This is a genomic window from Nocardiopsis sp. iso_238 (assembly GCF_056173325.1).
Genome location: NZ_CM149668.1, coordinates 6,218,741 through 6,239,536, shown reverse-complemented (window position 1 = coordinate 6,239,536; position 20,796 = coordinate 6,218,741). Strand labels below are relative to the sequence as shown.

Annotated in this window: 16 protein-coding genes; 4 read left to right on the top strand and 12 right to left on the bottom strand. The window is 71.3% G+C overall.

Going from position 1 to position 20,796, the window contains the following annotated elements:
* Nucleotides 1–257: 257 nt before the first annotated feature.
* The 3 genes from trxA to AC0VYL_RS27990 form a co-directional block, all read right to left on the bottom strand.
* A complete protein-coding gene (trxA, locus tag AC0VYL_RS28000; protein WP_475481952.1) occupies nucleotides 258–581 on the bottom strand; it encodes a thioredoxin in 324 nt (107 codons plus the stop codon).
* Nucleotides 582–630: 49 nt separating this feature from the next.
* Nucleotides 631–1,563, bottom strand: a complete 933-nt coding sequence (trxB, locus tag AC0VYL_RS27995; RefSeq protein WP_475457529.1) for a thioredoxin-disulfide reductase — start codon at nucleotides 1,561–1,563, stop codon at nucleotides 631–633.
* Nucleotides 1,564–1,696: 133 nt separating this feature from the next.
* On the bottom strand, nucleotides 1,697–2,128 hold the full coding sequence (locus AC0VYL_RS27990) for a hypothetical protein (RefSeq protein WP_475457527.1): 432 nt from the start codon (nucleotides 2,126–2,128) through the stop codon (nucleotides 1,697–1,699).
* Between the two features lie 173 nt (nucleotides 2,129–2,301).
* On the opposite strand from AC0VYL_RS27990, the gene AC0VYL_RS27985 reads away from it, so the two are divergent.
* Together AC0VYL_RS27985 and AC0VYL_RS27980 are read left to right on the top strand one after the other, a co-directional pair.
* Entirely contained in the window at nucleotides 2,302–3,534 is a 1,233-nt protein-coding gene (locus AC0VYL_RS27985; protein WP_475481951.1) for a sensor histidine kinase, read from the top strand.
* Complete coding sequence (locus AC0VYL_RS27980) at nucleotides 3,531–4,223, top strand: response regulator (RefSeq protein WP_475457523.1); 693 nt, start codon at nucleotides 3,531–3,533, stop codon at nucleotides 4,221–4,223. The genes AC0VYL_RS27985 and AC0VYL_RS27980 overlap by 4 nt, the downstream gene beginning before the upstream one ends.
* Before the next feature lie 48 nt (nucleotides 4,224–4,271).
* Here the strand turns inward: AC0VYL_RS27980 and AC0VYL_RS27975 are convergent, their stop codons facing one another.
* The 6 genes from AC0VYL_RS27975 to AC0VYL_RS27950 all read right to left on the bottom strand — a co-directional run bounded on the left by AC0VYL_RS27975 (nucleotide 4,272) and on the right by AC0VYL_RS27950 (nucleotide 14,085).
* Nucleotides 4,272–5,141, bottom strand: coding sequence for an anti-sigma factor family protein (locus tag AC0VYL_RS27975; RefSeq protein ID WP_475481950.1), 870 nt, complete (start codon nucleotides 5,139–5,141; stop codon nucleotides 4,272–4,274).
* Complete coding sequence (sigM, locus tag AC0VYL_RS27970) at nucleotides 5,138–5,764, bottom strand: RNA polymerase sigma factor SigM (protein WP_475481949.1); 627 nt, start codon at nucleotides 5,762–5,764, stop codon at nucleotides 5,138–5,140. Before sigM ends, AC0VYL_RS27975 begins: the two co-directional genes overlap by 4 nt.
* 31 nt (nucleotides 5,765–5,795) lie before the next feature.
* Complete coding sequence (locus AC0VYL_RS27965) at nucleotides 5,796–7,361, bottom strand: protein kinase family protein (protein ID WP_475457515.1); 1,566 nt, start codon at nucleotides 7,359–7,361, stop codon at nucleotides 5,796–5,798.
* A gap of 246 nt (nucleotides 7,362–7,607) precedes the next feature.
* The gene (gene murJ, locus AC0VYL_RS27960) at nucleotides 7,608–9,404 is read right to left on the bottom strand and encodes a murein biosynthesis integral membrane protein MurJ (protein ID WP_475463297.1); all 1,797 of its coding nucleotides are present in this window, start codon (nucleotides 9,402–9,404) and stop codon (nucleotides 7,608–7,610) included.
* Between the two features lie 160 nt (nucleotides 9,405–9,564).
* Nucleotides 9,565–11,370 (bottom strand): murein biosynthesis integral membrane protein MurJ, encoded by a 1,806-nt coding sequence (gene murJ / locus AC0VYL_RS27955; protein WP_475457513.1) that lies wholly within the window; start codon nucleotides 11,368–11,370, stop codon nucleotides 9,565–9,567.
* Nucleotides 11,371–11,454: 84 nt separating this feature from the next.
* Nucleotides 11,455–14,085 carry a DUF6049 family protein gene (locus tag AC0VYL_RS27950; RefSeq protein ID WP_475483586.1) on the bottom strand — a complete coding sequence of 877 codons (2,631 nt, stop codon included), beginning with the start codon at nucleotides 14,083–14,085 and terminating at the stop codon, nucleotides 11,455–11,457.
* Nucleotides 14,086–14,428: 343 nt separating this feature from the next.
* On the opposite strand from AC0VYL_RS27950, the gene AC0VYL_RS27945 reads away from it, so the two are divergent.
* Complete coding sequence (locus AC0VYL_RS27945) at nucleotides 14,429–15,952, top strand: CCA tRNA nucleotidyltransferase (RefSeq protein WP_475457511.1); 1,524 nt, start codon at nucleotides 14,429–14,431, stop codon at nucleotides 15,950–15,952.
* A 37-nt stretch (nucleotides 15,953–15,989) separates the two neighbouring features.
* On the opposite strand, the gene AC0VYL_RS27940 is transcribed toward AC0VYL_RS27945, so the two are convergent.
* The gene (locus tag AC0VYL_RS27940) at nucleotides 15,990–16,730 is read right to left on the bottom strand and encodes a class I SAM-dependent methyltransferase (RefSeq protein WP_475481948.1); all 741 of its coding nucleotides are present in this window, start codon (nucleotides 16,728–16,730) and stop codon (nucleotides 15,990–15,992) included.
* A 173-nt stretch (nucleotides 16,731–16,903) separates the two neighbouring features.
* Here AC0VYL_RS27940 and AC0VYL_RS27935 point away from each other — a divergent pair, with 173 nt between their 5' ends.
* Nucleotides 16,904–17,446: a GNAT family N-acetyltransferase gene (locus AC0VYL_RS27935; RefSeq protein ID WP_475457507.1), complete on the top strand. Its 543-nt coding sequence runs from the start codon at nucleotides 16,904–16,906 to the stop codon at nucleotides 17,444–17,446.
* A gap of 42 nt (nucleotides 17,447–17,488) precedes the next feature.
* Here AC0VYL_RS27935 and AC0VYL_RS27930 read toward each other — a convergent pair whose 3' ends face one another.
* The gene (locus AC0VYL_RS27930) at nucleotides 17,489–18,850 is read right to left on the bottom strand and encodes an MFS transporter (protein WP_475481947.1); all 1,362 of its coding nucleotides are present in this window, start codon (nucleotides 18,848–18,850) and stop codon (nucleotides 17,489–17,491) included.
* A 75-nt stretch (nucleotides 18,851–18,925) separates the two neighbouring features.
* The gene (locus AC0VYL_RS27925) at nucleotides 18,926–19,996 is read right to left on the bottom strand and encodes an inositol-3-phosphate synthase (protein WP_378735446.1); all 1,071 of its coding nucleotides are present in this window, start codon (nucleotides 19,994–19,996) and stop codon (nucleotides 18,926–18,928) included.
* Between the last annotated feature and the right edge of the window lie 800 nt (nucleotides 19,997–20,796).

Genomic DNA, 20,796 nt, shown 5'->3' with positions numbered 1-20,796 from the left:
CTCTCCACCTCGCGGGCGATGGCGGTGTTTCACGTGAAACACCGCCATCGCCGTGTCCGGCGTCGGCAGGGGTTGGTCGGCCTCCGGAGGCTGTTTCACGTGAAACAGCCGGTCAGGGACTCGCCACTGCCACCCCCAGGCCTCCAGGTGGCCGTGGGCGGCCGCGGGGGCGCGACCCCGGGGTGAGTTCGTCGGGACGCCGAGAGGCCCTCAGGATCCACCTGAGGGCCTCTCGTGCGTGTGTGTGGTGCTCCGGGTTACAGGAACTCCGCGAGCTCCTTCTCCAGCAGACGCGTCGGCTTCGCGCCGATGATCTGCTTGACGACCTCGCCGCCCTTGTAGACGTTCATGGTCGGCAGCGACATGACGTTGTACGCGCGCGGCGTCTCGGGGTTCTGGTCGGTGTTGATCTTCACGACGTCGATCTTGTCGCCATGGTTGGCGGCCAGCTTGTCCAGGACCGGGGCCATCTGCTTGCAGGGACCGCACCAGTCGGCCCAGAAGTCCACCAGGACGGGCTTGTCGTTCTTGAGGACGTCCTCCTCGAAGGAGGCGTCGGTGGTGTTCTTCACGGTGGACACTGCTTGGTTCTCCTTGGTTCGACGAAACCGGACGAGGGGGTCGGGGAAGCTAGTTGCCGATGGCGGCGAGGAAGCGCTCGGCGTCCAGGGCGGCGGAGCAGCCGGTGCCCGCGGCGGTGATCGCCTGGCGGTACTGGTGGTCGACCACGTCGCCCGCGGCGAAGACGCCCTCCAGGTTGGTCCGCGTGGACGGGGCGTCCACCTTCACGTAACCCTCCTCGTCGAGCTCGATCTGCTTCTGGAAGAGCTCCACGCGCGGGTCGTGGCCGATGGCGACGAACAGACCGGTGACGTCGAGCGTGCTGGTCTCGTTGGTCTTGTTGTTGACGAGCCTGAGGCCGCTCACGCGGTCCTCACCCACGACCTCGGTGACCTCGGTGTCCCAGAGGAAGCTGATCTTCTCGTTGGCGAGGGCGCGCTCGGCCATGATCCGGCTGGCGCGCAGCTCGTCGCGGCGGTGGATCACCGTCACGGACTTGGCGAAGCGCGTGAGGAAGAGGGCCTCCTCCATGGCGGTGTCGCCGCCGCCCGCCACGGCGATGTCCTGGTCGCGGAAGAAGAAGCCGTCGCAGGTGGCGCACCAGGAGGTGCCCCGGCCGGACAGTTCCTTCTCACCGGGGACGCCGAGCTCGCGGTAGCCGGAGCCGGTGGCCAGGATGACGGTGTGCGCGAGGTAGGTGTCCCCGCCGACGGTGACCTCCTTGACCGGCTTGGTCAGGTCCACGTCGGTGACGTCCTCGGGGACCAGCTCGGCGCCGAAGCGCTCGGCCTGCTTGCGCAGGTTGTCCATGAGGTCGGGGCCCATGATCCCGTCCGGGAACCCGGGGAAGTTCTCCACGTCGGTGGTGTTCATGAGCGCACCACCGGCCGTGATGGACCCCTCGAACACCAGCGGGCGCAGTTCCGCGCGCGCGGCGTACACGGCAGCGGTGTATCCCGCCGGTCCGGAACCGATGATGATGACATTGCGGACGTCACTCACGCTCTAGGCCCTTCACACAGTCGCTGCCCGGCCACGGTGGTGTGACAGGGAAAGATGGTTAGCACAACCGATGGTAGGCGCACGCCATTCCCGGTCCGACATCCGTGCAGCGTACGGGGGTGGGGTATGGGCCTCAGCCCTTCCGGGACCCCCGCCCCAGGGCCGCCCCGACGGCGAGGGCCAACCCCCCGGCGACCGCGCCCCACACCGCGTTCACGGCCAGCACCGAGACCACGGCGAGGGGATGGGTGAGCGGCCCCTGGAACCCCTCACCGAGGAGCGGCGACAGTACCGCGCCGAGCAGGATCGCGAGCACTCCGTAGGCGACGCCCGCGCAGACGAGGGTGACGAAGGGCCGGGGCACGTGCGCGACGACCACGGCCACCACCCACGCCGCCGTCACCAGCAGTGTGACGCCCAGCTGCGCCCAGGGCGCTCCGATCGCCTCTGTGACCCCGGTGACGCTCATCAGGGGGCGCACCAGGGCCAGCGCGCCCAGGCTCACGACCAGGGGCCAGGGTACGCCGGGCGGGGCTCCGGTGGCCGGGGACGGGTGGCGGTTCATGGGGTTCCCCTCGTGGACGCTGGGCGGCGGACGCCGCACCGACCCCTCGCACGCTACGGACGCGACCCCCTCCGGGGCGTCCGTCCGGGCTCCCCTCCCGGTACGTCGAAACGCGTAGCCGGACGCGCCCGTGAACAGGGGCGCCGAGGGGCCCGGCTCCGTAGAATCGCCGCATGCCCGACCGCCCCGGCCCGCAGGGCCAGCAGGACCAGTCCGGCCACACCTATCCCGCCGACCGTCAGGCCGTCGTCGTCGACGCCCTCCTGGGGTTCGCCGTCTTCGCGGTGGTGGCGATCGCGATCGGGGCCGGGATCGGAGGGGGAGACCTCCCCCCGGCCGTGGCCTACGGATTCGCGACCGCCCTCGGGCTGCTCATGCTGGTCCGGCGCCGATGGCCCCTGACGGTCCTCCTGCTCACCGCCGTACTGCTCATCGCCTACTACGTGGCGGACCTGCCGGTGATCGGGCTGGCGGTGCCCGCCGCCGCAGCGCTCTACTCCGCCGCCGTCTTCGACCGCACCCGTTGGGCGGTGGGGACCGCGGCGGCGCTCGTCGTCGTCTCCACGGCGGCGAGACTGGCGGAGGGGCAGGACCCGGCCTTCCTCCTCGGGTACGAACTGGTGTCGACCGCGGCCATCATGGGGGCGGCGATCGCCCTGGGTGACGGGGTCCGCCAGAGGGCCGAGGGCGCCCGCCAGCGCGAGCTGATCGCGGTGCTGGACGCCCAGGCGAGGGAGGCGGAGTCGGCCGAACTCCTGGCCCGTGAACGCGCCCGGATCGCGCGGGACCTGCACGACGCCGTCGGCCACCACCTGTCCGTGGTCTCCCTGCACACCTCGGTGGCGGCCGAGGCACTGGAGGAGGGCGAGGCGGACCCGACCGTGGCCCGTGCCGAGCTGGACCACGTCGCCCAGGCCGCGCGCGACGGACTGCGCGACCTGCGTTCCACGGTGCGGGCGCTGCACGGCCCCGGGGGCGGGCCCGGCGAGGTCGACCGGGTCGCCGGGCTCGCGCACCTGGACGAGCTGGTGGCCTCCGTGCGCGCGGCGGGGCTGGCCGTGGAGGTGACCGGCGCGGGCGGACCGGGGCTGCCCGGCCTGGTCGACGCGACCGCCTACCGAGTGGTCCAGGAGGCGCTGACCAACACACTCCGGCACGCGCGGGCCGAGACCGCCGAGGTGGGCCTCGAACGCGCGGACGGACTGCTCACGGTGACGGTCACGGACGACGGGACGGGGCCCCTGCCGGGCGGAGCGCGCCGGTCGCCCGACGGAGGGCGCGGCGGATCGGGACTGGCCGGGATGAGGGAGAGGGTCCGGATGGTGGACGGAACCCTGGAGGCGGGGCCGGTGCCCAGGAACGGGTTCCGGGTCCGCGCGCGGCTGCCGCTCGGGGGCGGGGAGTGAGCGCGCCGACGAGGGTCCTGCTCGTCGACGACCAGGAGCTCGTCCGCGCAGGGGTGCGTTCCCTGCTGGAGCGCGACGGCGACATCGAGGTGGTGGCGGAGGCCGCCGACGGGCGCGGGGCGCTGGCCGGGATCGACCGCCACCACCCGGAGGTGGTGCTGCTGGACCTCCAGATGCCCGTCATGGACGGCCTCGGCGTGCTGCGGGAGCTGGAACGTCGACGTGTCGACACGTCGGGGCGGCGACATGTCGACACGCGGGTGGTGGTCCTCACCACCTTCGGGGAGGACGCCAACGTGTTCTCGGCGCTGCGCCTGGGCGCCGCGGGGTTCCTGCTCAAGGACGCCGGTCCCCGTGAGCTGAGGGACGCGGTCCGCACGGCGGCGGCGGGGGAGGCGCTGCTGTCCCCCGGGGTCACCCGGCGCGTCATCGAACGCCTCGCCGGGAGCGAGCCGGCGCCCGAGGCCGTCGCCCGGCTGGACGGGATCACCGTCCGGGAGCGCGAGGTGCTGGCCCTGGTCGGGCGGGGGATGTCCAACCAGGAGATCGGCGCGGAACTGCACCTGAGCCCGGCCACCGCGCGCACCCACGTGGGGCGCCTCCTGGCCAAGCTCGGGGTGCGCGACCGCGTGGGACTGGTGGTGCTGGCCTACGAGAGCGGTCTGGTGCGTGCCGGGGACGGCCGCTGAGGACGGTGGTCGCGCCGCCGGTGGCGCGGTCGTCCACCGGGGCCTCGTCTACAGGGGGCCCTCGGAGAGCACACCGGTGCCGGGGTCCCCGTCCGAGCAGCTGCCCGGGTCGAGGACGACCACCCCGGTGCCGTCGTCGTCCCGGGTGAACAGGACCCACGCGGGCACGGGGCCGTCACCGGCGTCGAAGAGGGCGTCGTCGACCAGGGTGACCCGCGTTCCGGCGTCCTTCTCGAAACGGGTGACGCACTCCTGCGCGTCGGCGGTCAGCTGGGTGAGCTGCTGGGTGCCCGTCTCCTCCTGGGCGCCCTCCGTCTCACGCGAGGCGGACAGGACCTCGGCCGCCTGGGCGCCGAGCCGGTCCTCGGTGTAGACCGTGCCGCTCGCCACCGAGGTCGCGGAGTAGGACTGGGCGGTGTCGGGGGCCGACTCGGACTCGGAGTCCTCCAGCAGCGGCGACGCCGCGGTGGACTCCTGCCGGTCGTTCATCTGCCCGTTGAGGATGGCGGCGCCGCCACCGACCACGAACACGGTCACGGCCGCGACCGCCATCAGGTGGGGCAGGCCGAAGCCCCGCCGCCGGTTGAGGGGGACCACCGGTGCCAACGTGTCCGCCCCGGGCTCCTCGGACACCCCGGGGGACCGGGATTCGGAGGGAGGGGGTTCCCCGGCCGCGGTGTTCGCGGAGCGTTCGCGCACGGCCTCGGCCACGCGGTCGTCGAGGAGGTCGGCGACGTCCTGCGGCAGCGCCGACACGGGCTCGTCGGCGAGGACCCGGGTGACCCCCGAGAGCTCGTCGAGGGCCGTGGCACAGGACGCGCAGGTCTCTATGTGGGTGGCAACGAAGCGTTCCTCGTCGGGGTCCAGAAGGTCCTCCGCGAAGAAGGCGAGTGCCTCCACGTCAGGATGGGACGTCACGATGGGTTGGCACCTCCTCTCCCAGATGTGACGTCTCGCGGAGGCTGAGGGTTCCTTAGATGGGCCAGCGAGGGAAGAAGTTTGGCGCGACCTCGCGCACACCGGCTCTTGACCGTGCCCGACGCGACCTCGAGGATCTCCGCCGCCTCGTCCACCCGGTAGCCGAGCATGTCCACGAGGGTCAGCGCCATCCTCTGGTCCAGCGGGAGGAGTTCCAGCGCGGCGTGTACGTCCAGCCGGGCCTCGGTCTGCGCGGCGTGGTCGTGGCCGCCCCCGGAACGGCTCAGGCGGTCGTTGGAGATGACGTCGAGGGTCTCGTCCTCGGTCGGGGTCGCCGGACGCACCTTGCGGCGTCTGAGGCGGTCGTGGCAGGCGTTCACCACGATGCGGTGCATCCAGGTGCTGACCTGGGACTCGCCACGGAACCGGTCGGCGGCGCGGAACGCGGACATGAAGGCGTCCTGGAGGGCGTCCGAGGCCTCCTCGGGGTCGCCCGTCATCCGGACGGCGACAGCCCACAGGCGCTCACGGTGACGGCGAACCAGTACCGCGAACGCCTGTTCGTCACCCTGAGCGTGCCTCGACAACAGCTCCGTGTCAGGAAGCTCCTGGGCCGCGTCCATCAGCGCTGATCACATACCCCACAAAGTAGTACTAGGTCCCGCGAACCTCGACCTCGTAAATGGTCCCACGGTACTTCGAACCGTCGGCGGGCAGGTCGGTGAACCAGACGAGGACGTACCGGCCGGTGGCGGCCTCGTCCAGGGTGACGGTCTGCTCACCGCTGACCTGGCCCTCCCACGCTGCGGGGAGGCTGGAGTCCAGGCTGGCGTCGTCGGAGACGGAGTCGCTGTCACCGACCCTGATCTGCACCCCGTAGTCGCGCGAGGGGACCACCAGGTCGACCTCGTGGACCTCCTGGCTGGAGCCCAGGTCCAGGATCAGCCCGACACCGGACTTCTCGGTGCCCATCGGGTCGTTGTAGCCCTCGGTGTTCCAGGCGGTGCCGGGGTCGCCGTCATAGGCCAGCGGCGCGTTCTGCCCGTGCTCGGAGTTGTCACCGAGCGGGTCGAAGCCGTCGGAGTCCGCGATGTCCAGGACGTTCAGCTCGGCGGTGTCCGGGGTGTCCTCGGTCTCGCTGACGCTGGGGTCGGCCTCGCCGTCCGTGCCGGAGTTCATCATCGAGCCGAACGACCAGGCGCCGACGACGACCGCCACGAACAGCACCACCGCGACCGCGCCGACCAGGACGCGCTTGGCGGACGAGCCGCCCTCACGGGAGGCGCGCTGTTCCACGCGGGAGGGAGCCGGGCGGGAGGCGCCGCGGGCCGGGGCGGAGGCGGCGCGGCTGGTCCGGCGCTGGTTGTTGGTGGCGTCGAACTCGCCCGTGCGCCGGGAGGTCCCGGGCTCGGGCGGCGCGGCCTCGGCCGGGGAGACGGGCAGCGGGATGAGCCGGGGGACCTCCGCCATGGCGGCGCAGAACTCGGCCGGGCTGGAGATGGGCGGGCCGGGCACCATCTGGCCCACCAGCTGCGGCAGGGCCGCGCGGGTGGTGATGGAGGCCAGGGGTTCGCCCACGCCCTGTCTGAGCTGACCGGGCGGGTAGGGGCCCATGGGCCCCTGGGGTGCGCCGGGCAGGCCGCTCTGCGGACCGCCGGGCCAGTACCCGGTGAGGGCCGCGTAGAGCAGGTTGCCCAGCCCCTGGGCGTCGACGGCGGCGGGCTGGGGGACGTTGTTCCCCAGCAGGGCGGCGTCCACGCCGATACCGGTGACCTTGACCGCTCCGCCGCTGCTCCACATGAGCTTGCTCGGGGTCAGGCACAGGTGGTGCAGGCCGCCCGCGTGCGCGGCGGCGATGGCCTCGGCGGCCTCGGCCACCAGACCGGCGGCGCGCTCGGGCTCCATCGGGCCCTGGGCGAGGAGTTCGGCGAGGGAGGAGCCGATGACCCACTCCTCGACGACGTAGGGGACGGGGGTGGTGTCGTCGGCGTCGAAGACCTGGGTGACGCGGGCGTCGGGGATACGGCTCGTCGCGCGGGCGGCGCGCACCACTTCGGACGTGCGGGGGAAACCCTCCGCGAAGGTCCACACCGCGACGGGGCGCGCGAGCGTCTCGTCGGTGGCCTTCCAGCGGGTCGCGCCACCGGTCTCGCTCACCACGGTGTCGAGTCGGTAGCGGTTGGCCAGCTTCGCCCCGGGTTCGATCAGGAAGGTGCTCATGATGGGAGTGACGGGTGACAGTGCCGTGTTTCGCGTGGCGCCGTCGCGGGCGCACGCGCGGGGGTTCGGCGCTGTCTGCTGTCCCCAGCCTCCCTTCGGGCAGCTCGGATAAACGATGCTCTGGCGGTAAAGCGGTGTCTGTCCATGCTAGGACGCTTGAACAGCCTCTTTGGAGGACACCGGATGGTCACGCTTCTTCCGGGACGTACCCGGACGCGACCACCCAACGTCATCCATTACAGGTGATCAGCGGCGTCGTAGCCGTGTTCTGACCAAATCAAGGAATGCTGTGACTTCAGTCACATTGAGGAACTTGGCGGCAACCACGAACAGTACGGCACCGACCAGTCCTCCGGCCACCATCGACGCGAGGGCTGGCCACACGTCGCCCGGCAGACCGCTGAGGGCGAAGATCATCAGGACGCCGAACGCCGCCGCCGGAACCGTGGCCACGTGCAGCTTGAACAGCGTCAGCGCGGTCCTTCGGCCGTCGAGTCCGTTCAGCCTCCTGTTGAGGAGGTACCACATGATGGCCGAACCCACCACGTAGTAGAGACCGTAGGGCACGGGCAGCCACACGACGATGTCCTGCGGGTTGTCGGCCATGAAGTACAGCAGGCTGAGCGCCGTGACGGCGTGGGCGATCTCGGAGGGGATCGACACCAGCGCCGGGGTCCGCGTGTCGCCCAGCGCGTAGAACACGCGCATCTGGAGCTGGAACAGCGTGAACGGGATCAACATCACGCAGAAGACCATGAGGATGCGCCCGATCGCGGCCGCGTCCTCCGCGCTCGTGCTGCCCTGCGCGTAGATCATCACGCAGAAGGGGACGGCGAAGACGATCATCGCCACCGCGATGGGCACGATCAGGACCGACGAGAGCCGGAAGCCCCGGGAGAAGTCGCTGCGCACCTGGTCCTTGCGCCCGGCCGCGACGTGCTCGCTCATCCGGGGCAGCAGGGCCGTGATCACCGAGACCGCGATGATCGCGTACGGCAGCTGGAACAGCATCGACGCGAACTTGTACGCCGCGATGCCCGAACCGGTCTCGTAGCCGAGGTCGGCGGCCATCGAACCGGCGCGCGTGGCGACGTTGGTGGAGACGAGCGCGCCCACCTGGGCGACGACGATGTAGAGCATCATCCACGAGGCCGCGCTGGCGGCCTCGCCCAGCCCGGAGCCGCGCACGTCCAGGCGGGGGCGCCAGCGGAAGCCCGCGGCGGCGAGCGCCCAGACCAGCACGGCCGCCTGGACGACCTGGCCCACGGCGGTGCCCAGGCCCAGCAGGGCGAGCTCGCCGGAGGTGATGGTGTCCGGCGTCCGGCCCGGACCGGCCACGGACAGGAACCACAGGCAGACGCCGATGATGACGACGTTGTTGAGCACCGGCGCCCACATGGGGGCGCCGAACTTGTTCCGCGCGTTCAGCATCGCGCTGGCCAGACCGCTGGCGCCGATGAAGAAGATCTGGAGCACCAGGTAGCGGGCGAGGATCACGGAGACGTCGTACTGCGCCCCGCTGAACCCGCCCGCGTAGATCCGGATGAACCATTCGGCGATGAGCACCGACACCAGGGTCAGCACGAACAGCGCGAGCAGCATGAGGGTGACCAGGCGCTGCTCCGTCCGGTCACCGCCGTCCGCGTCCAGCTTGCGCCGCTTCACCAGGAACGGCACGAAGACGCTGGCCAGCAACCCGCCGATGAGCAGGTCGTAGATCATGTACGGCACCATGCCGGCGGTCTGGTAGGCGTCACCCAGCAGCTGGGTGCCGATCGCCGCCGCGAGCACGATGGTACGGACGAAGCCCGTCACACGGGAGGCGATGGTGCCGACGGCCATGATCGCCGTCGACTTGGCGATGTTGCCGGGACCGGTGTGCGTCGCACCGCCGATCTCGTCGCCGTCCTCCAGACCCGCGCGGTCCGCCGTGCCGACGTCACCGATCTCGCTCGGATCCCGGACCGTCCTCAGTCCGGTCTCCGGCTCGGTCCGGGGTTCGGCGCGCTCGTAGGCGTCGAGCACGTCCTCGGGCATCACCATGTGGTGCCGGGACGCGCCCTCGCGGGTCTCCTCGGGTCCGGGTTCCGGACCGTCGGCGTGCTGACGGGGATGATCGCTGGACACCGTGGGGTGGTCCTCTTCCTCTGACTCTTGCGGCTGGGGTGTCCGGCGGGGGCGGGGCCGGAAGGGCTCACGGCATCTAACGACGCAGGCGGCCGCGGATCAGTTCCATGGCGGCGCTCAGCTCGGGGACGCGCAGCAGCCGGGCGAAGACCAGGAACAGCAGGGCGCCGACGGCACAGCCCACGAGGGGGGCGCCGACGTAGGTGGCCAGACCGGGCCCGACCCGCGTCTCGAAGAACCAGAGCACACCGAAGCCCGCCGCGATGCTGGGAACGACGGCCAGGTGCAGCCGCAACAATGTGCCAATCACGTGCTTTCCGTCAAGCCCCCCGATACGGCGGCTGAGGATCTGACCGGCGATGGTCAGGCCCGACAGGAACGAGAGCATGAAGCCCGAGGCGACGCCGACGACGACCAGGTTCGGCGGCAGGAGCAGGTAGGCGACCAGGGCCAGACCGCTGTGGACGGCGAGGTTGGCCAGGCCGATCAGGGCCGGGGTACGGGTGTCGCCCATGGCGAAGAACACGCGCAGCATGAGCTGGAACACGGTGAACGGAAGCAGGCCGAGCGACATCACGGCGAGGATCTGGCCGATGGCGGCCGCGTCAGCGACCGACACCGAGCCCCGGGCGAACGCCAGGACCGACAGCGGCTCCGCGAACATCGCGACCGCGAAGGCGATCGGGACGAGCACGAACGCGGAGATCCGCAGGGTGCGGGAGAAGTCGGAGCGGACGGCGTCCCAGTCGTGGTCGTCGGCGTGCGCGCTCATGCGGGGGAGGAGGACGGTGATCAGCGAGACCGCGATGATCGCGTACGGGAGCTGGAAGAGCTGGTACGCCAGGTTGTAGGCGCTGATACCGGCACCGACGTCCAGACCCTGCTCGATGCTGGCCACGTTGGCGGCGTTGGCGATGTTGGTGGTGATCCACAGACCCGCCTGGGTCAGGAGGGTGTAGAGCATCATCCACCCGGCGGTGCGCAGCGCCTCACCGAGGCCGGAGCCGCGCAGGTCGAGGCGGGGACGCCAGCGGTAGCCGGTCCGTGTCAGGGCGACGAACAGCACCAGCGCCTGGAGCGCCATGCCGACTGCGGTGCCCGCGCCCAGCAGGGTGAGCTCGCCGGTCGTGACGGTCTCCGGGGTGCGGCCCGGACCGGCCACGACCAGGAACATCGCGGCGACGCCCATGATGACGACGTTGTTGAGCACCGGGGCCCAGACCGCCGCGCCGAACTTGCCGCGCGTGTTGAGCATGGCGCTCAGCAGGCCGCTCAGGCCCACGAAGAAGATCTGCGAGAGCAGGAAGCGGGCCAGGTAGACCGACGCCTCGAACTGCAACGGGGTGAACCGGGAGCCGTACAGCCAGATGAGGGCCTCGGCGGCCAGGATCGCGACCGCGGTCACCAGCAGCAGAGCCAGCACCATGGAGGTGAACAGGCGGTCCTCGGTGGCCTTGCCACCGTCGGCGTCGCGCTTGCGCCGCTTGACCAGGAACGGGATGACCACGGAGGCCATCAGGCCGCCGATGAGCAGGTCGTTCAGGATGAAGGGGATCGTGTGCGCCGTGTGGTAGGCGTCACCGAGCAGGTGGGTGCCGATGGCGGCGGCCAGCACGATGGTGCGGGCGAAACCGGTGATCCGGGAGGCCATGGTGCCGACGGCCATGATCATGCTGGACCGCATCATGCCGCCGGAGTCGGAGCCCTCCGCCGGGGCGGGTGCCTCGGGCTCGGGGAGCTCGCCCTCCTCATAGGAGGGGGTCGGCCCGCCGGAGGGGCGGACGGCGCTGTCACCGGGCATGGCGCCCTCGTGGGGGTGCCTGGTGTGTTTGGGCGTGTAACGGGGGGACTGTTCGTCGCCGTTCGGGGAGTCGGTGACCACCGTGGATCAGGGTTCCTTTCGTCTGCGGGGAGGGTTCGGGCCGCGACGCCCGTGGGGACGGCGCCGCGGATCAGGGTGTGGCGGTCACTTTCCGGAGCCGCTGCCGTCCGGGTCGTCCTTGGTCGTGGGGGAGTCGTCCGTGGTGTCGCCGTCCGCCGACCGGTCCCCGTCGCCGGGAACCCCGTCGGACGGCCGCCCGGAGGCGGGGGCGTCCGGGGCGGTGCCGCCCGGCTCCCCGTCACCCTCGGGCGCGTCACCCTCGGGTCCGGCGTCCGTCTCCGAACCGCCGTCGGATTCGGAACGGTCGTCGGACACCGGTACGCCGTCGGCCTCGGAGCCGTCGGCGGTCTGCTCGCCGCCCGTCGGCCCCTCGCCGGCCTCGGCCGCCTTCGCCCTGGCGGCCTGCTTGCGGGCCCACTTGCGCAGCGCGCGGGGGGCCAGCGCCGCGACCAGGATCAACAGGCCGATCCCGCTGATCAGCAGGGCCTGCGTGCCCAGACCCGTCGCGTTCACCTGGATCAGCGTGTCCTGCGAGCTGATCGGCTCACCGTCGGCGTTCTGGAGGCTGACGTGCACGTTCGTGCTGCCGTTGATCCGGGCCGACAGCGGGACGTAGACCGTGGTCTTGGCTCCGGGGGCGATCTCGAAGTGGTGCGTGTACTCACCGATGCTCAGCCGCTCGGAGTTCTCCGAATAGAGCGACAGGTACACGTAGACGGCCTCGTCCTCGAGGTCGTTGGCCACGAGCACACCGGTGGTCCCGGTGCGGCTGGCCAGGGTGACCGGCTCGCCGGGGATGACGCGCACGTCCTCCCGGCGGCTCTGCACCGACTTGACCACCAGGGTGCGGGTGGCTCCGGCGAGCGCCTCGCGGTCCCGCCAGTGCACCGACTCCAGGCGCACCAGCGCGGGTCGGAACGGGTCGCTGTCACCGACCAGGATGCTGTTGAACAGCCGCACGTCCCGGCTGACGTCCTCGATCTGGCCGAGGTAGGTGGAGCTGAGCCCGTCGCCGTAGGCCTGGTCCGGGTAGTCCAGCTCCTGACGGGTCTCCTCGCGGTCCTTGGAGTCGGGGAGCTCGACCCGGTCCAGGCGCTCCGGGGAGAGCCAGGGCAGGTCGTCCGTGGCCCGCAGCACCCCCGAGGCGAACTCGGGGCTGGGGTCCCAGCCGGGTTCGGGGGCGGCGACGACCACCCGGTCGTCCTCACCGCTCTCCCCGGCGATCATCGCGGTCTCCGCCGCGAAGCGCTGGAGGGCCAGGGCCGACTCGCCCGGCTCCCACGAGGGCATCGACAGCACGTCGGTCAGACCGGAGTCCGAGACCAGCGCGTAGGGCTCCTCGTCCGCCTCCTCGTCCCCGCTCGCGGGCAGGGGGGCCTGCGCACCGGGGGTCGTGGACATCCAGGAGGCGGGCGGAAGCGCCTCCTCGGACAGCAGGAAGCGGTGGGCGCCGTGCTCGGTGAACAGCTCCTGGACGCGCTCGTCCATCATCCCCTCGGCCGGGACCGCGAACCGGTCGTCGGCCTCCAGGGCGAGAGCGCGCGCCACGGCCTCCTGACCGAGCCGCAGCGAGGCCTCGGCGTCGCCGTTCATGTCGTTGAGGAGCAACGCGACCAGGTCGGCGTCGGCGTACGGGGAGGCCACGACGGTGTCGGCGGCCAGGACCCCGCGCGCCTCGCGCAGCCACACCTGGGCGGCCTCGTCCGCGGCGCGCCCCTCGCTCCCCGGTTCCTCGACCGGGTCGTCCAACGGGCCCTCCAGGACCTGGTGGTCGGCCGCGGCCATGCGGAGGATGTCGTCAAGCGTGCCGGGGTCGACGGACCAGGTCACCGGGATGCCTTCGGTCCGCGACGGCCGCTCCTCGCCACCGTCCTCCTCGCCGTCCTCCTCCGGGGCGGCGGAGGGGTCCGCCTCCTCGTCGGTGCCCTCTTCGGAGGCCTCGGGGGAGACCGAGTCGGCGCTCTCCTCGGAGGTGGCCTCCTCACCGGCGGTCGGTGAGCTCTCGTCCGTGGCCTCGGGGCTCTCCTCGCCCCCCTGGTCCTCCTCCAGCCCCAGTTCCTCGACGAGGTCCTCGTCCCCCGCCTCGAAGGACAGGGGCACCTGCGCACCGGCCTCCAGGAGCCGTCCGAGGCGTCCGTCGGCGCCGACCGACCCGTGCAGCTCGTCGCTGAGGAAGGTGTCGTCGTCGGCGCGCTGGGGGGAGTCCATCAGCGGCCAGACCCAGGCCAGGTCCAGGGTGGGGACGTCGTCGGCGGCGGTGTAGGGGAGGAAGGTGTACTGCGCCCCGAGGGAGGCGCCGTCAGCGTCGACAGCCTCGATGACCATGGGGTACACCCCGTAGGAGCCCAGGTCCAGGTCCTCGGCGGGGGTACTCAGCGAGTACTCCAGGGTGCCGTCGGGCTCCAGCTTCCCCTTGAACTCCTCGTCGGGCCCGGAGGCGCTGGGCTGCCAGTCCTCGCCGGAGGCGAAGTCGTCCAGTTCGTCGCGCGACGTGAAGGGGTGCCGGGAGTAGCGCATGCGGACGGTGACGTCCTCGACGGTCTCCCCGGTGGTGTTGGTCACCTCGCCCGCCACCCGCAGGGTGCTGTCCTCGTCCACGGCGTCCGGGGTGATCCGGTCCACGACGAGCGGGGAGGCCGCCCCCTCCTCGTCGGGCTCGGCCGACGCGGGTGTGAGGGTGGCCGGTATCGGAAGCAGAGCGGCGGTCATGGCCATGACCGCGGCCGCGGAAGCAGTTCGACGCAACGCTTGGTTTCCTGATTCGGGTCCAGGTGTCCGTCCCGCCAGGGATACGGAAGGTGGGGCGGGGTCGGTCGGGGTGCCCGCGCGGCGCGCTCGGCCCAAGCGGGGCTGGTGGCCTCGGACTGACCGTGACATGCCACCACTTCACCCGAAGATACCGCGTTCCCCGAACCCCGGCTCTTGCGCGGACCGTTGTTCGTGGTCGTGGTCGGCCCACCCTTTCATTGACCGGGGTCCGACACCAGGGCCGCCACAGGGCCTCGGCGGTGTCGAACTGATTCGCGGTCACCCCGTGTGGCCGCCTAACCTGCGTGGTGTGCCGAACACAGAGCCTTCGCGTGAGAACGACGCCGCCCAGAACCCGTCCACGGGGGTGAACCCGCCCGCGGGTGTGCTCAGTGGTGCGCAGCGAGCGGCAGTCGCCGCGTTGGTCGACGCGATCCAACCGGTGGCCGACGAGCTCGGCGACCGTTTCGACGCCCAGGGTCAGCAACTCGCGATCGTCGGCGGTCCGGTCCGCGACGCGCTCCTCGGCCGTGACTCCAACGACGTCGACCTCACCACCGACGCCGTGCCCCAGCGCGTCCTCGAACTCATCGACGGCTGGGCGGACTCCGTGTGGACCGTCGGCATCGAGTTCGGCACCGTCGGCCTGCGCAAGCGCGGACTCCAGCTGGAGATCACCACCTACCGCAGCGAGGCCTACTCGCCCAAGTCCCGCAAGCCCGAGGTGGCCTACGGCACGAACATCCACGACGACCTGCTGCGCCGTGACTTCACCGTCAACGCGATGGCGGTGCACCTGCCCAGCCGGGAGTTCGTGGACCCCTTCGGCGGGCTCGCGGACCTCAGGGCCAAGGTCCTGCGGACCCCGGGCCGCCCGGAGGACTCCTTCAGCGACGACCCGCTGCGCATCATGCGCGCGGTCCGCTTCGCCGCGCAGCTCGGCTTCTCCCTGGCGCCCGAGGTGGCCGAGGCGGCCCGGAACATGGCGGACCGGCTCTCCATCGTCTCGGCCGAGCGCGTCCGGGACGAGCTCACCAAGCTCATGCTGAGCCCGGACCCGCGCCGGGGGATCGAGCTCATGGTGGACCTCGGCATCGCCGAGCACGTCATGCCCGAGATCCCCAGGATGCGGCTGGAGATCGACGAGCACCACCGCCACAAGGACGTCTACGAGCACTCGCTCACCGTCCTGGACCAGGCCATGGACCTGGAGCGCGAGCGCGGCCACGAACCCGACCTCGTGCTGCGCCTGTCCGCCCTGATGCACGACGTCGGCAAGCCCCGGACCCGCGCCTTCGAGGGCGGCAACAGGGTGACCTTCCACCACCACGAGGTGGTGGGCGCCTCCATGAGCCGCAAGCGGCTGTCCGCCCTGCGCTTCCCCAAGGACGTCATCTCCCAGGTGGGCACGCTGGTCGCGCTGCACCTGCGGTTCCACGGCTACGGCCGCGGCGAGTGGACGGACTCGGCGGTGCGCCGGTACGCCCGGGACGCCGGTGACCAGCTGGAGCGCCTGCACATCCTGACCAGGGCCGACTGCACCACCCGCAACCGGCGCAAGGCCGCCGCGCTCGCCCGTTCCTACGACGACATCGAGCGCCGCATCTCCGAGCTGGCCGAGCAGGAGGAGCTGGACCGCATCCGGCCCGACCTGGACGGCAACGAGATCCAGGAGATCCTGGGCGTGAAGCCCGGTCCGCTGGTGGGCAAGGCCTACCGGTACCTCCTGGAGCTGCGCCTGGAGAACGGCCCCATGGAGAAGGAGAAGGTCGTCGCGGAGCTGCGCTCCTGGGCGGCGGACCACCTGGAGCAGGACGGCCGCCGGGACGGGTAGGCCGCACGGAGCGCGGGGAGGGACGGCCCGGCGCCCCTCAGAGTCCGGGCTTGACCGCCGTGACCGCCATACCCGCGCCGAACACCCGCAGCGGAGTGCCCTCCAGGGCGCCCGAGACGCTCGGCAGGGACGGCGGACGGCGGTCGAGGGACGGCATGAGGTAGTCGATCGCGCGCACGCGCAGCCCGTGGCCGCGCAGCAGGCGCCCCAACTCCTGGCTGCTGAAGGACCGCGCGTCCGACATCCGCGCGTGGAGGGGACGCACCCAGGGCAGGAACGGGGCGGTGGCGGCGGGGCGCCGCCGCACCCCCCAGAGGACCCCGTTCGTCTCGAAGGGGAACCAGCGGTTGGACGTGGTCAGGGACAGCGCGCCGCCGGGCCTGAGCACCCGGTGGATCTCGCACAGGGCGCCGTCCAGGTCGTCCAGGTGCTCGATCACGTCGAACGCGGTGACCCGGTCGAAGGTGTTGGTGTCGAAGGCCAGGGAGTCGGGGGTCATCTTGTGCACCCCCACGCGGTCCTCCAGCTCGGTACCGGCGATGCGCACGCCGAGTTCGTCGAGCAGCGCGGGGTCGGTGTCGATGGCGTCGACGCGCACGTAGCCCGGGGCGAGCGCCACGGTGTGGGAGCCGTCACCGCACCCGACGTCCAGGAGGCGGTCGCCGCGGACGGGCAGTTGGCGGGTGACGGCCCCGACGCGTTTGGCCACCCCTCTGTCTCCACCGGACCCGCTCCTGGACCCGCTCGAAGGACCGCCGGGTCCGAAACCGCCGCTCATGGCCACCATCCCCTGCTCGTGCGCGAATGCCTGCGGGGGACACTACATTAAGTGTTGCTTTGGCTACTCATAGAGAGGGCGACATGTCGACTCGTGGTCAGAGGGCCTGACGGCGCCCTCTCCCGGAAGGACCCGCGCCCCCGGAGCGGATCCGCCGGTGCGAGGATGGCGCGATGACGATCACCACCTGGTACCTGGAGACGACCGACCCCGCCGAGCTCAGGCCCGGCCGCGAGCCGGAGGGCACCGTGGGCTTCGTCCGCGCGGAGGTACCCAGCCCCGAGCTCTCCCGGTTCCTCTACACGACGGTCGGCGGCGACTACCAGTGGACCGACCGCGCCCCCTGGAGCACCGACCAGTGGCGTGAGCGGGTGGCGGACCCGAACGTGGAGACCTGGGTGCTGTACGACCGGGGCACGCCCGCGGGCTACGCCGAGCTGGAGTCCCAGCCCGAAGGGGCGGTCGAGGTGGTCTACTTCGGCCTGCTGCCCGGCTTCCTCGGTCGGGGCCTGGGCGGGCACATGCTCACCGAGGCGCTGCGCCGGGCGTGGGACCTGGGATCCCGCCGACCGGACCGCGGAGCCACGCGCCGGGTGTGGCTGCACACCTGTTCCCTGGACGGTGACCGCGCCCTCGACAACTACCGGGCCCGGGGGCTGCGCCTCTACCGGGAGACCACCGAGGAGCAGCCGGTGGCCGGGGGCGTCGGCGGATAACGCGACCAGTCGACTCGTCGACGAGTCGACACGTCCACCCCGCTACCCGCGCGGGGCGGGCTCCCGGCCGGTGTCCTCCGGACGGGAGGGGGCCGACGGCGCGGCGGACTCCGGACCGGACGCGGCTCCCACCACCGCACGCGGGCGGCGGGCGCGCACCGCCCAGGCCGCCGCCATGAGCAGGTAGGCCAGGACCATCCCGCCCACCACCGGGGGACTGACACCGGACGGCGGGACCAGACCCGCGACGAGCGCCGCACCCAGCACGAACGTGGCGTTGAACAGCACGTCGTAGACGGAGAAGACCCGGCCCCGGTAGGCGTCGTCGACATGTCGCTGAACCAACGTGTCGACAGTGACCTTCACCGCCTGCGACACGAAGCCCAGGACGAAGGCGGCCGCCGGGAACAGGGCGGCGGAGAACGGCAGGCCGAACAGCAGCAGCGCGACGGCGGCCGTGCCGAGCAGACCGGCGATCCACGCGTCCTCACCGCACCGGGCGGTCGCCCACGGGGTGGCCACCGCGCCCAGGAAGAACCCCAGGGCGAGCAGACCGGCGGCCACCGTGAAGCCCGCGATCCCGGCGACACCGCCGCCGGTGAACGTGTTGTCGTACAGCAGCAGGGTCAGGAGCGTCGAGACGCCGAAGAGCACGCGGTGCCCGCCGATGGTGAGCAGACCGTCGCGGGCGGGCACCCGCTCTCGGATGTGCCGGACCCCGCTGGCCATGCCCCGTACGACGTCGCGCAGGGCCGCGCGGACCTCCTCCGGCTCCTCCTCCAGGTGCGGGCCCAGCTCGTCGCGGCGCAGGGTGAGCGAGACCAGGGCGGCCCCGGCGAAGCCCAGGGCCGCGGCGAGGAGGACCAGCCCGGTCCCCAGGGCCTCCGCCCCGCCCGCCACACCGATCGCCAGGCCCGCGCCGGTCCCGAGCGAGCTCGCCACGGTCCCGCAGGTCGGGGTGACCGCGTTGGCCGTCATCAGCTGGTCCCGGGGCACCACGTAGGGCAGGCCCGCCGAGAGGCCGGAGAGGAAGAAGCGGTTGACGCTCAGGACCAGCAGGGCCGCGACGAAGAACGCCGGTCCCTCGCCGGTGACGACGAGCAGCGCCGTCACCGCGGCCAGGGCCGCCTTGACCAGCGACGACACCAGGAGGACCTGGCGGCGCGGCCAGCGGTCGATGAGCACGCCCGCGAACGGGGCGACCAGGGAGAAGGGGAGCAGCAGGACGGCGAAGGCGGCCGCGACCTCCCCGGCGCCCGTGTGCTGCTCGGGATTGAAGAAGACGAAACCGGCCAGCCCGGCCTGGTAGATCCCGTCGGAGAACTGGGAGACCAACCGGGTGCCGAACAGACGGCGGAAACGGGGTCCCCGCAGGACCACACGCAGGTCAACGAAGAAGGACACGACCTGAAGACTAGGTCGTGTCCGGGTGCGGAGAGCGTGCCCGGGGCCGATCGGCCCCGGGCAGAGGGGGTGCGGCTACTCGCCCGCGATGAAGCTCTCGACCTTGTCGTGCGCCTCGGCGTCGCTGTACTGCTCCGGCGGCGACTTCATGAAGTAGGAGGAGGGCTCCAGGATCGGGCCGCCGATCCCGCGGTCCTTGGCGATCTTCGCCGCGCGGACCGCGTCGATGATGATCCCGGCGGAGTTGGGGGAGTCCCACACCTCCAGCTTGTACTCCAGGTTCAGCGGGACGTCACCGAAGGCACGGCCCTCAAGACGGATGTAGGCCCACTTGCGGTCGTCCAGCCACGGCACGTGGTCCGAGGGACCGATGTGCACCGCACCGGCGTTGAGCTCGTGCGGGATCTGCGACGTGACCGACTGGGTCTTGGAGATCTTCTTCGACTCCAGGCGCTCGCGCTCCAACATGTTCTTGAAGTCCATGTTGCCGCCGAAGTTCAGCTGGTAGGTGCGGTCGACGATCACACCCCGGTCCTCGAACAGCTTGGACAGCACCCGGTGGGTGATGGTGGCGCCGATCTGCGACTTGATGTCGTCACCGATGATCGGCACCCCGGCCTTGGTGAACTTCTCGGCCCACTCGGGGTCGGAGGCGATGAACACCGGGAGCGCGTTGACGAAGGCCACGCCCGCGTCGATGGCGCACTGCGCGTAGAACTTGTCCGCCTCGTCGGAGCCCACCGGGAGGTAGGAGACGAGGACGTCGGCCTTGGCGGCCTTCAGGGCGGCGACCACGTCCACGGCGTCCTCGGGGGACTCCTGGATCATCTCGCGGTAGTACTTGCCCAGACCGTCGTAGGTCGGGCCGCGCATGACGGTCACGCCGGTCGGCGGGACGTCACAGATCTTGACGGTGTTGTTCTCGCTCGCGGTGATGGCGTCCGCCAGGTCGTGCCCGACCTTCTTCGCGTCCACGTCGAAGGCGGCGACGAACTCGATGTCGCTCACGTGGTACGGGCCGAACTGGACATGCATCAGGCCGGGGACCCGCGACTCCGGGTCGGCGTCCTTGTAGTAGTGCACACCCTGGACGAGCGACGCCGCACAGTTGCCGACACCCACGACGGCTACACGTACCGAACCCATTGGTCCTTGCTCCTTCTTCTCCGCGAACATGGATTCCACAGCGCACGGCGACGGGCCCGCTCCGACGGCGGTCCGGGGCTCGTCATCCTGCGTCGTATTCCGTATGTGGTCAGCAGCGCGCACGGCGGTTCTGTTCCCCCTCACGGCCGTCGAAATCAGGGAGAACTGTCCATGTCTGGCTGGTTTGTTCTGATCTGACTCTATCCACGCCCGGTGGTGGGGACGCAGGCGGTCAACGGTGACGATGACACCAGGGTGGCCGCTGGTGACCACGGTGCGGGGCGGTCCCGCGCGATCCGGTGCGTGATCCCACACGAACACCTCCGAACAGGGACGACACCGAGCCGACCCGCCCGGGTGACCGCAGTCACACGCTGCGCCCCCTTCGGCCCCGAGCCGCTGAACTGCCAGGACCGGCGGTTCCAGGCAGAGGGTGACGAGGTCTTCCAAAGCGAGCGATACCCTCGCGCGTGGGTTGTGCTATATCGTTCGATCGCTCTAACGTGACCTTTGATTTGCGTGCGAAGCCGGTACAGACCCCCGAACGAAGCCATGCCGCGGCGACGTTGACGTCGGCCCAGAGCACCGACGCGACAGGGGAAGCGCTCCCGCAGGCCAACGATCAGGAGGAAGTAGCGGCCAACGTCTTCGCGACCTGTTGAAAACCTTCACCCCCGGGTGGGCGTCTCTTTATCAAGCCTTGACCACAGGCGAAAGCGGCGGAACCGGGCGAACCGCACCCGAGCCGCGCCGCTCCACGAGTACAGGTCGTGAATCACCGATCCCCCAGGGGGACCGAC

Coding starts and splice junctions, on each gene's coding strand:
- AC0VYL_RS27940 (WP_475481948.1), bottom strand. CDS start 16,730: ATGAGCGGCGGTTTCGGACCCGGCGGTCCTTCGAGCGGGTCCAGGAGC.
- AC0VYL_RS27990 (WP_475457527.1), bottom strand. CDS start 2,128: ATGAACCGCCACCCGTCCCCGGCCACCGGAGCCCCGCCCGGCGTACCC.
- AC0VYL_RS27950 (WP_475483586.1), bottom strand. CDS start 14,085: ATGGCCATGACCGCCGCTCTGCTTCCGATACCGGCCACCCTCACACCC.
- murJ (WP_475463297.1), bottom strand. CDS start 9,404: ATGGTGATGCCCGAGGACGTGCTCGACGCCTACGAGCGCGCCGAACCC.
- AC0VYL_RS27985 (WP_475481951.1), top strand. CDS start 2,302: ATGCCCGACCGCCCCGGCCCGCAGGGCCAGCAGGACCAGTCCGGCCAC.
- AC0VYL_RS27965 (WP_475457515.1), bottom strand. CDS start 7,361: ATGAGCACCTTCCTGATCGAACCCGGGGCGAAGCTGGCCAACCGCTAC.
- AC0VYL_RS27935 (WP_475457507.1), top strand. CDS start 16,904: ATGACGATCACCACCTGGTACCTGGAGACGACCGACCCCGCCGAGCTC.
- AC0VYL_RS27925 (WP_378735446.1), bottom strand. CDS start 19,996: ATGGGTTCGGTACGTGTAGCCGTCGTGGGTGTCGGCAACTGTGCGGCG.
- sigM (WP_475481949.1), bottom strand. CDS start 5,764: ATGGACGCGGCCCAGGAGCTTCCTGACACGGAGCTGTTGTCGAGGCAC.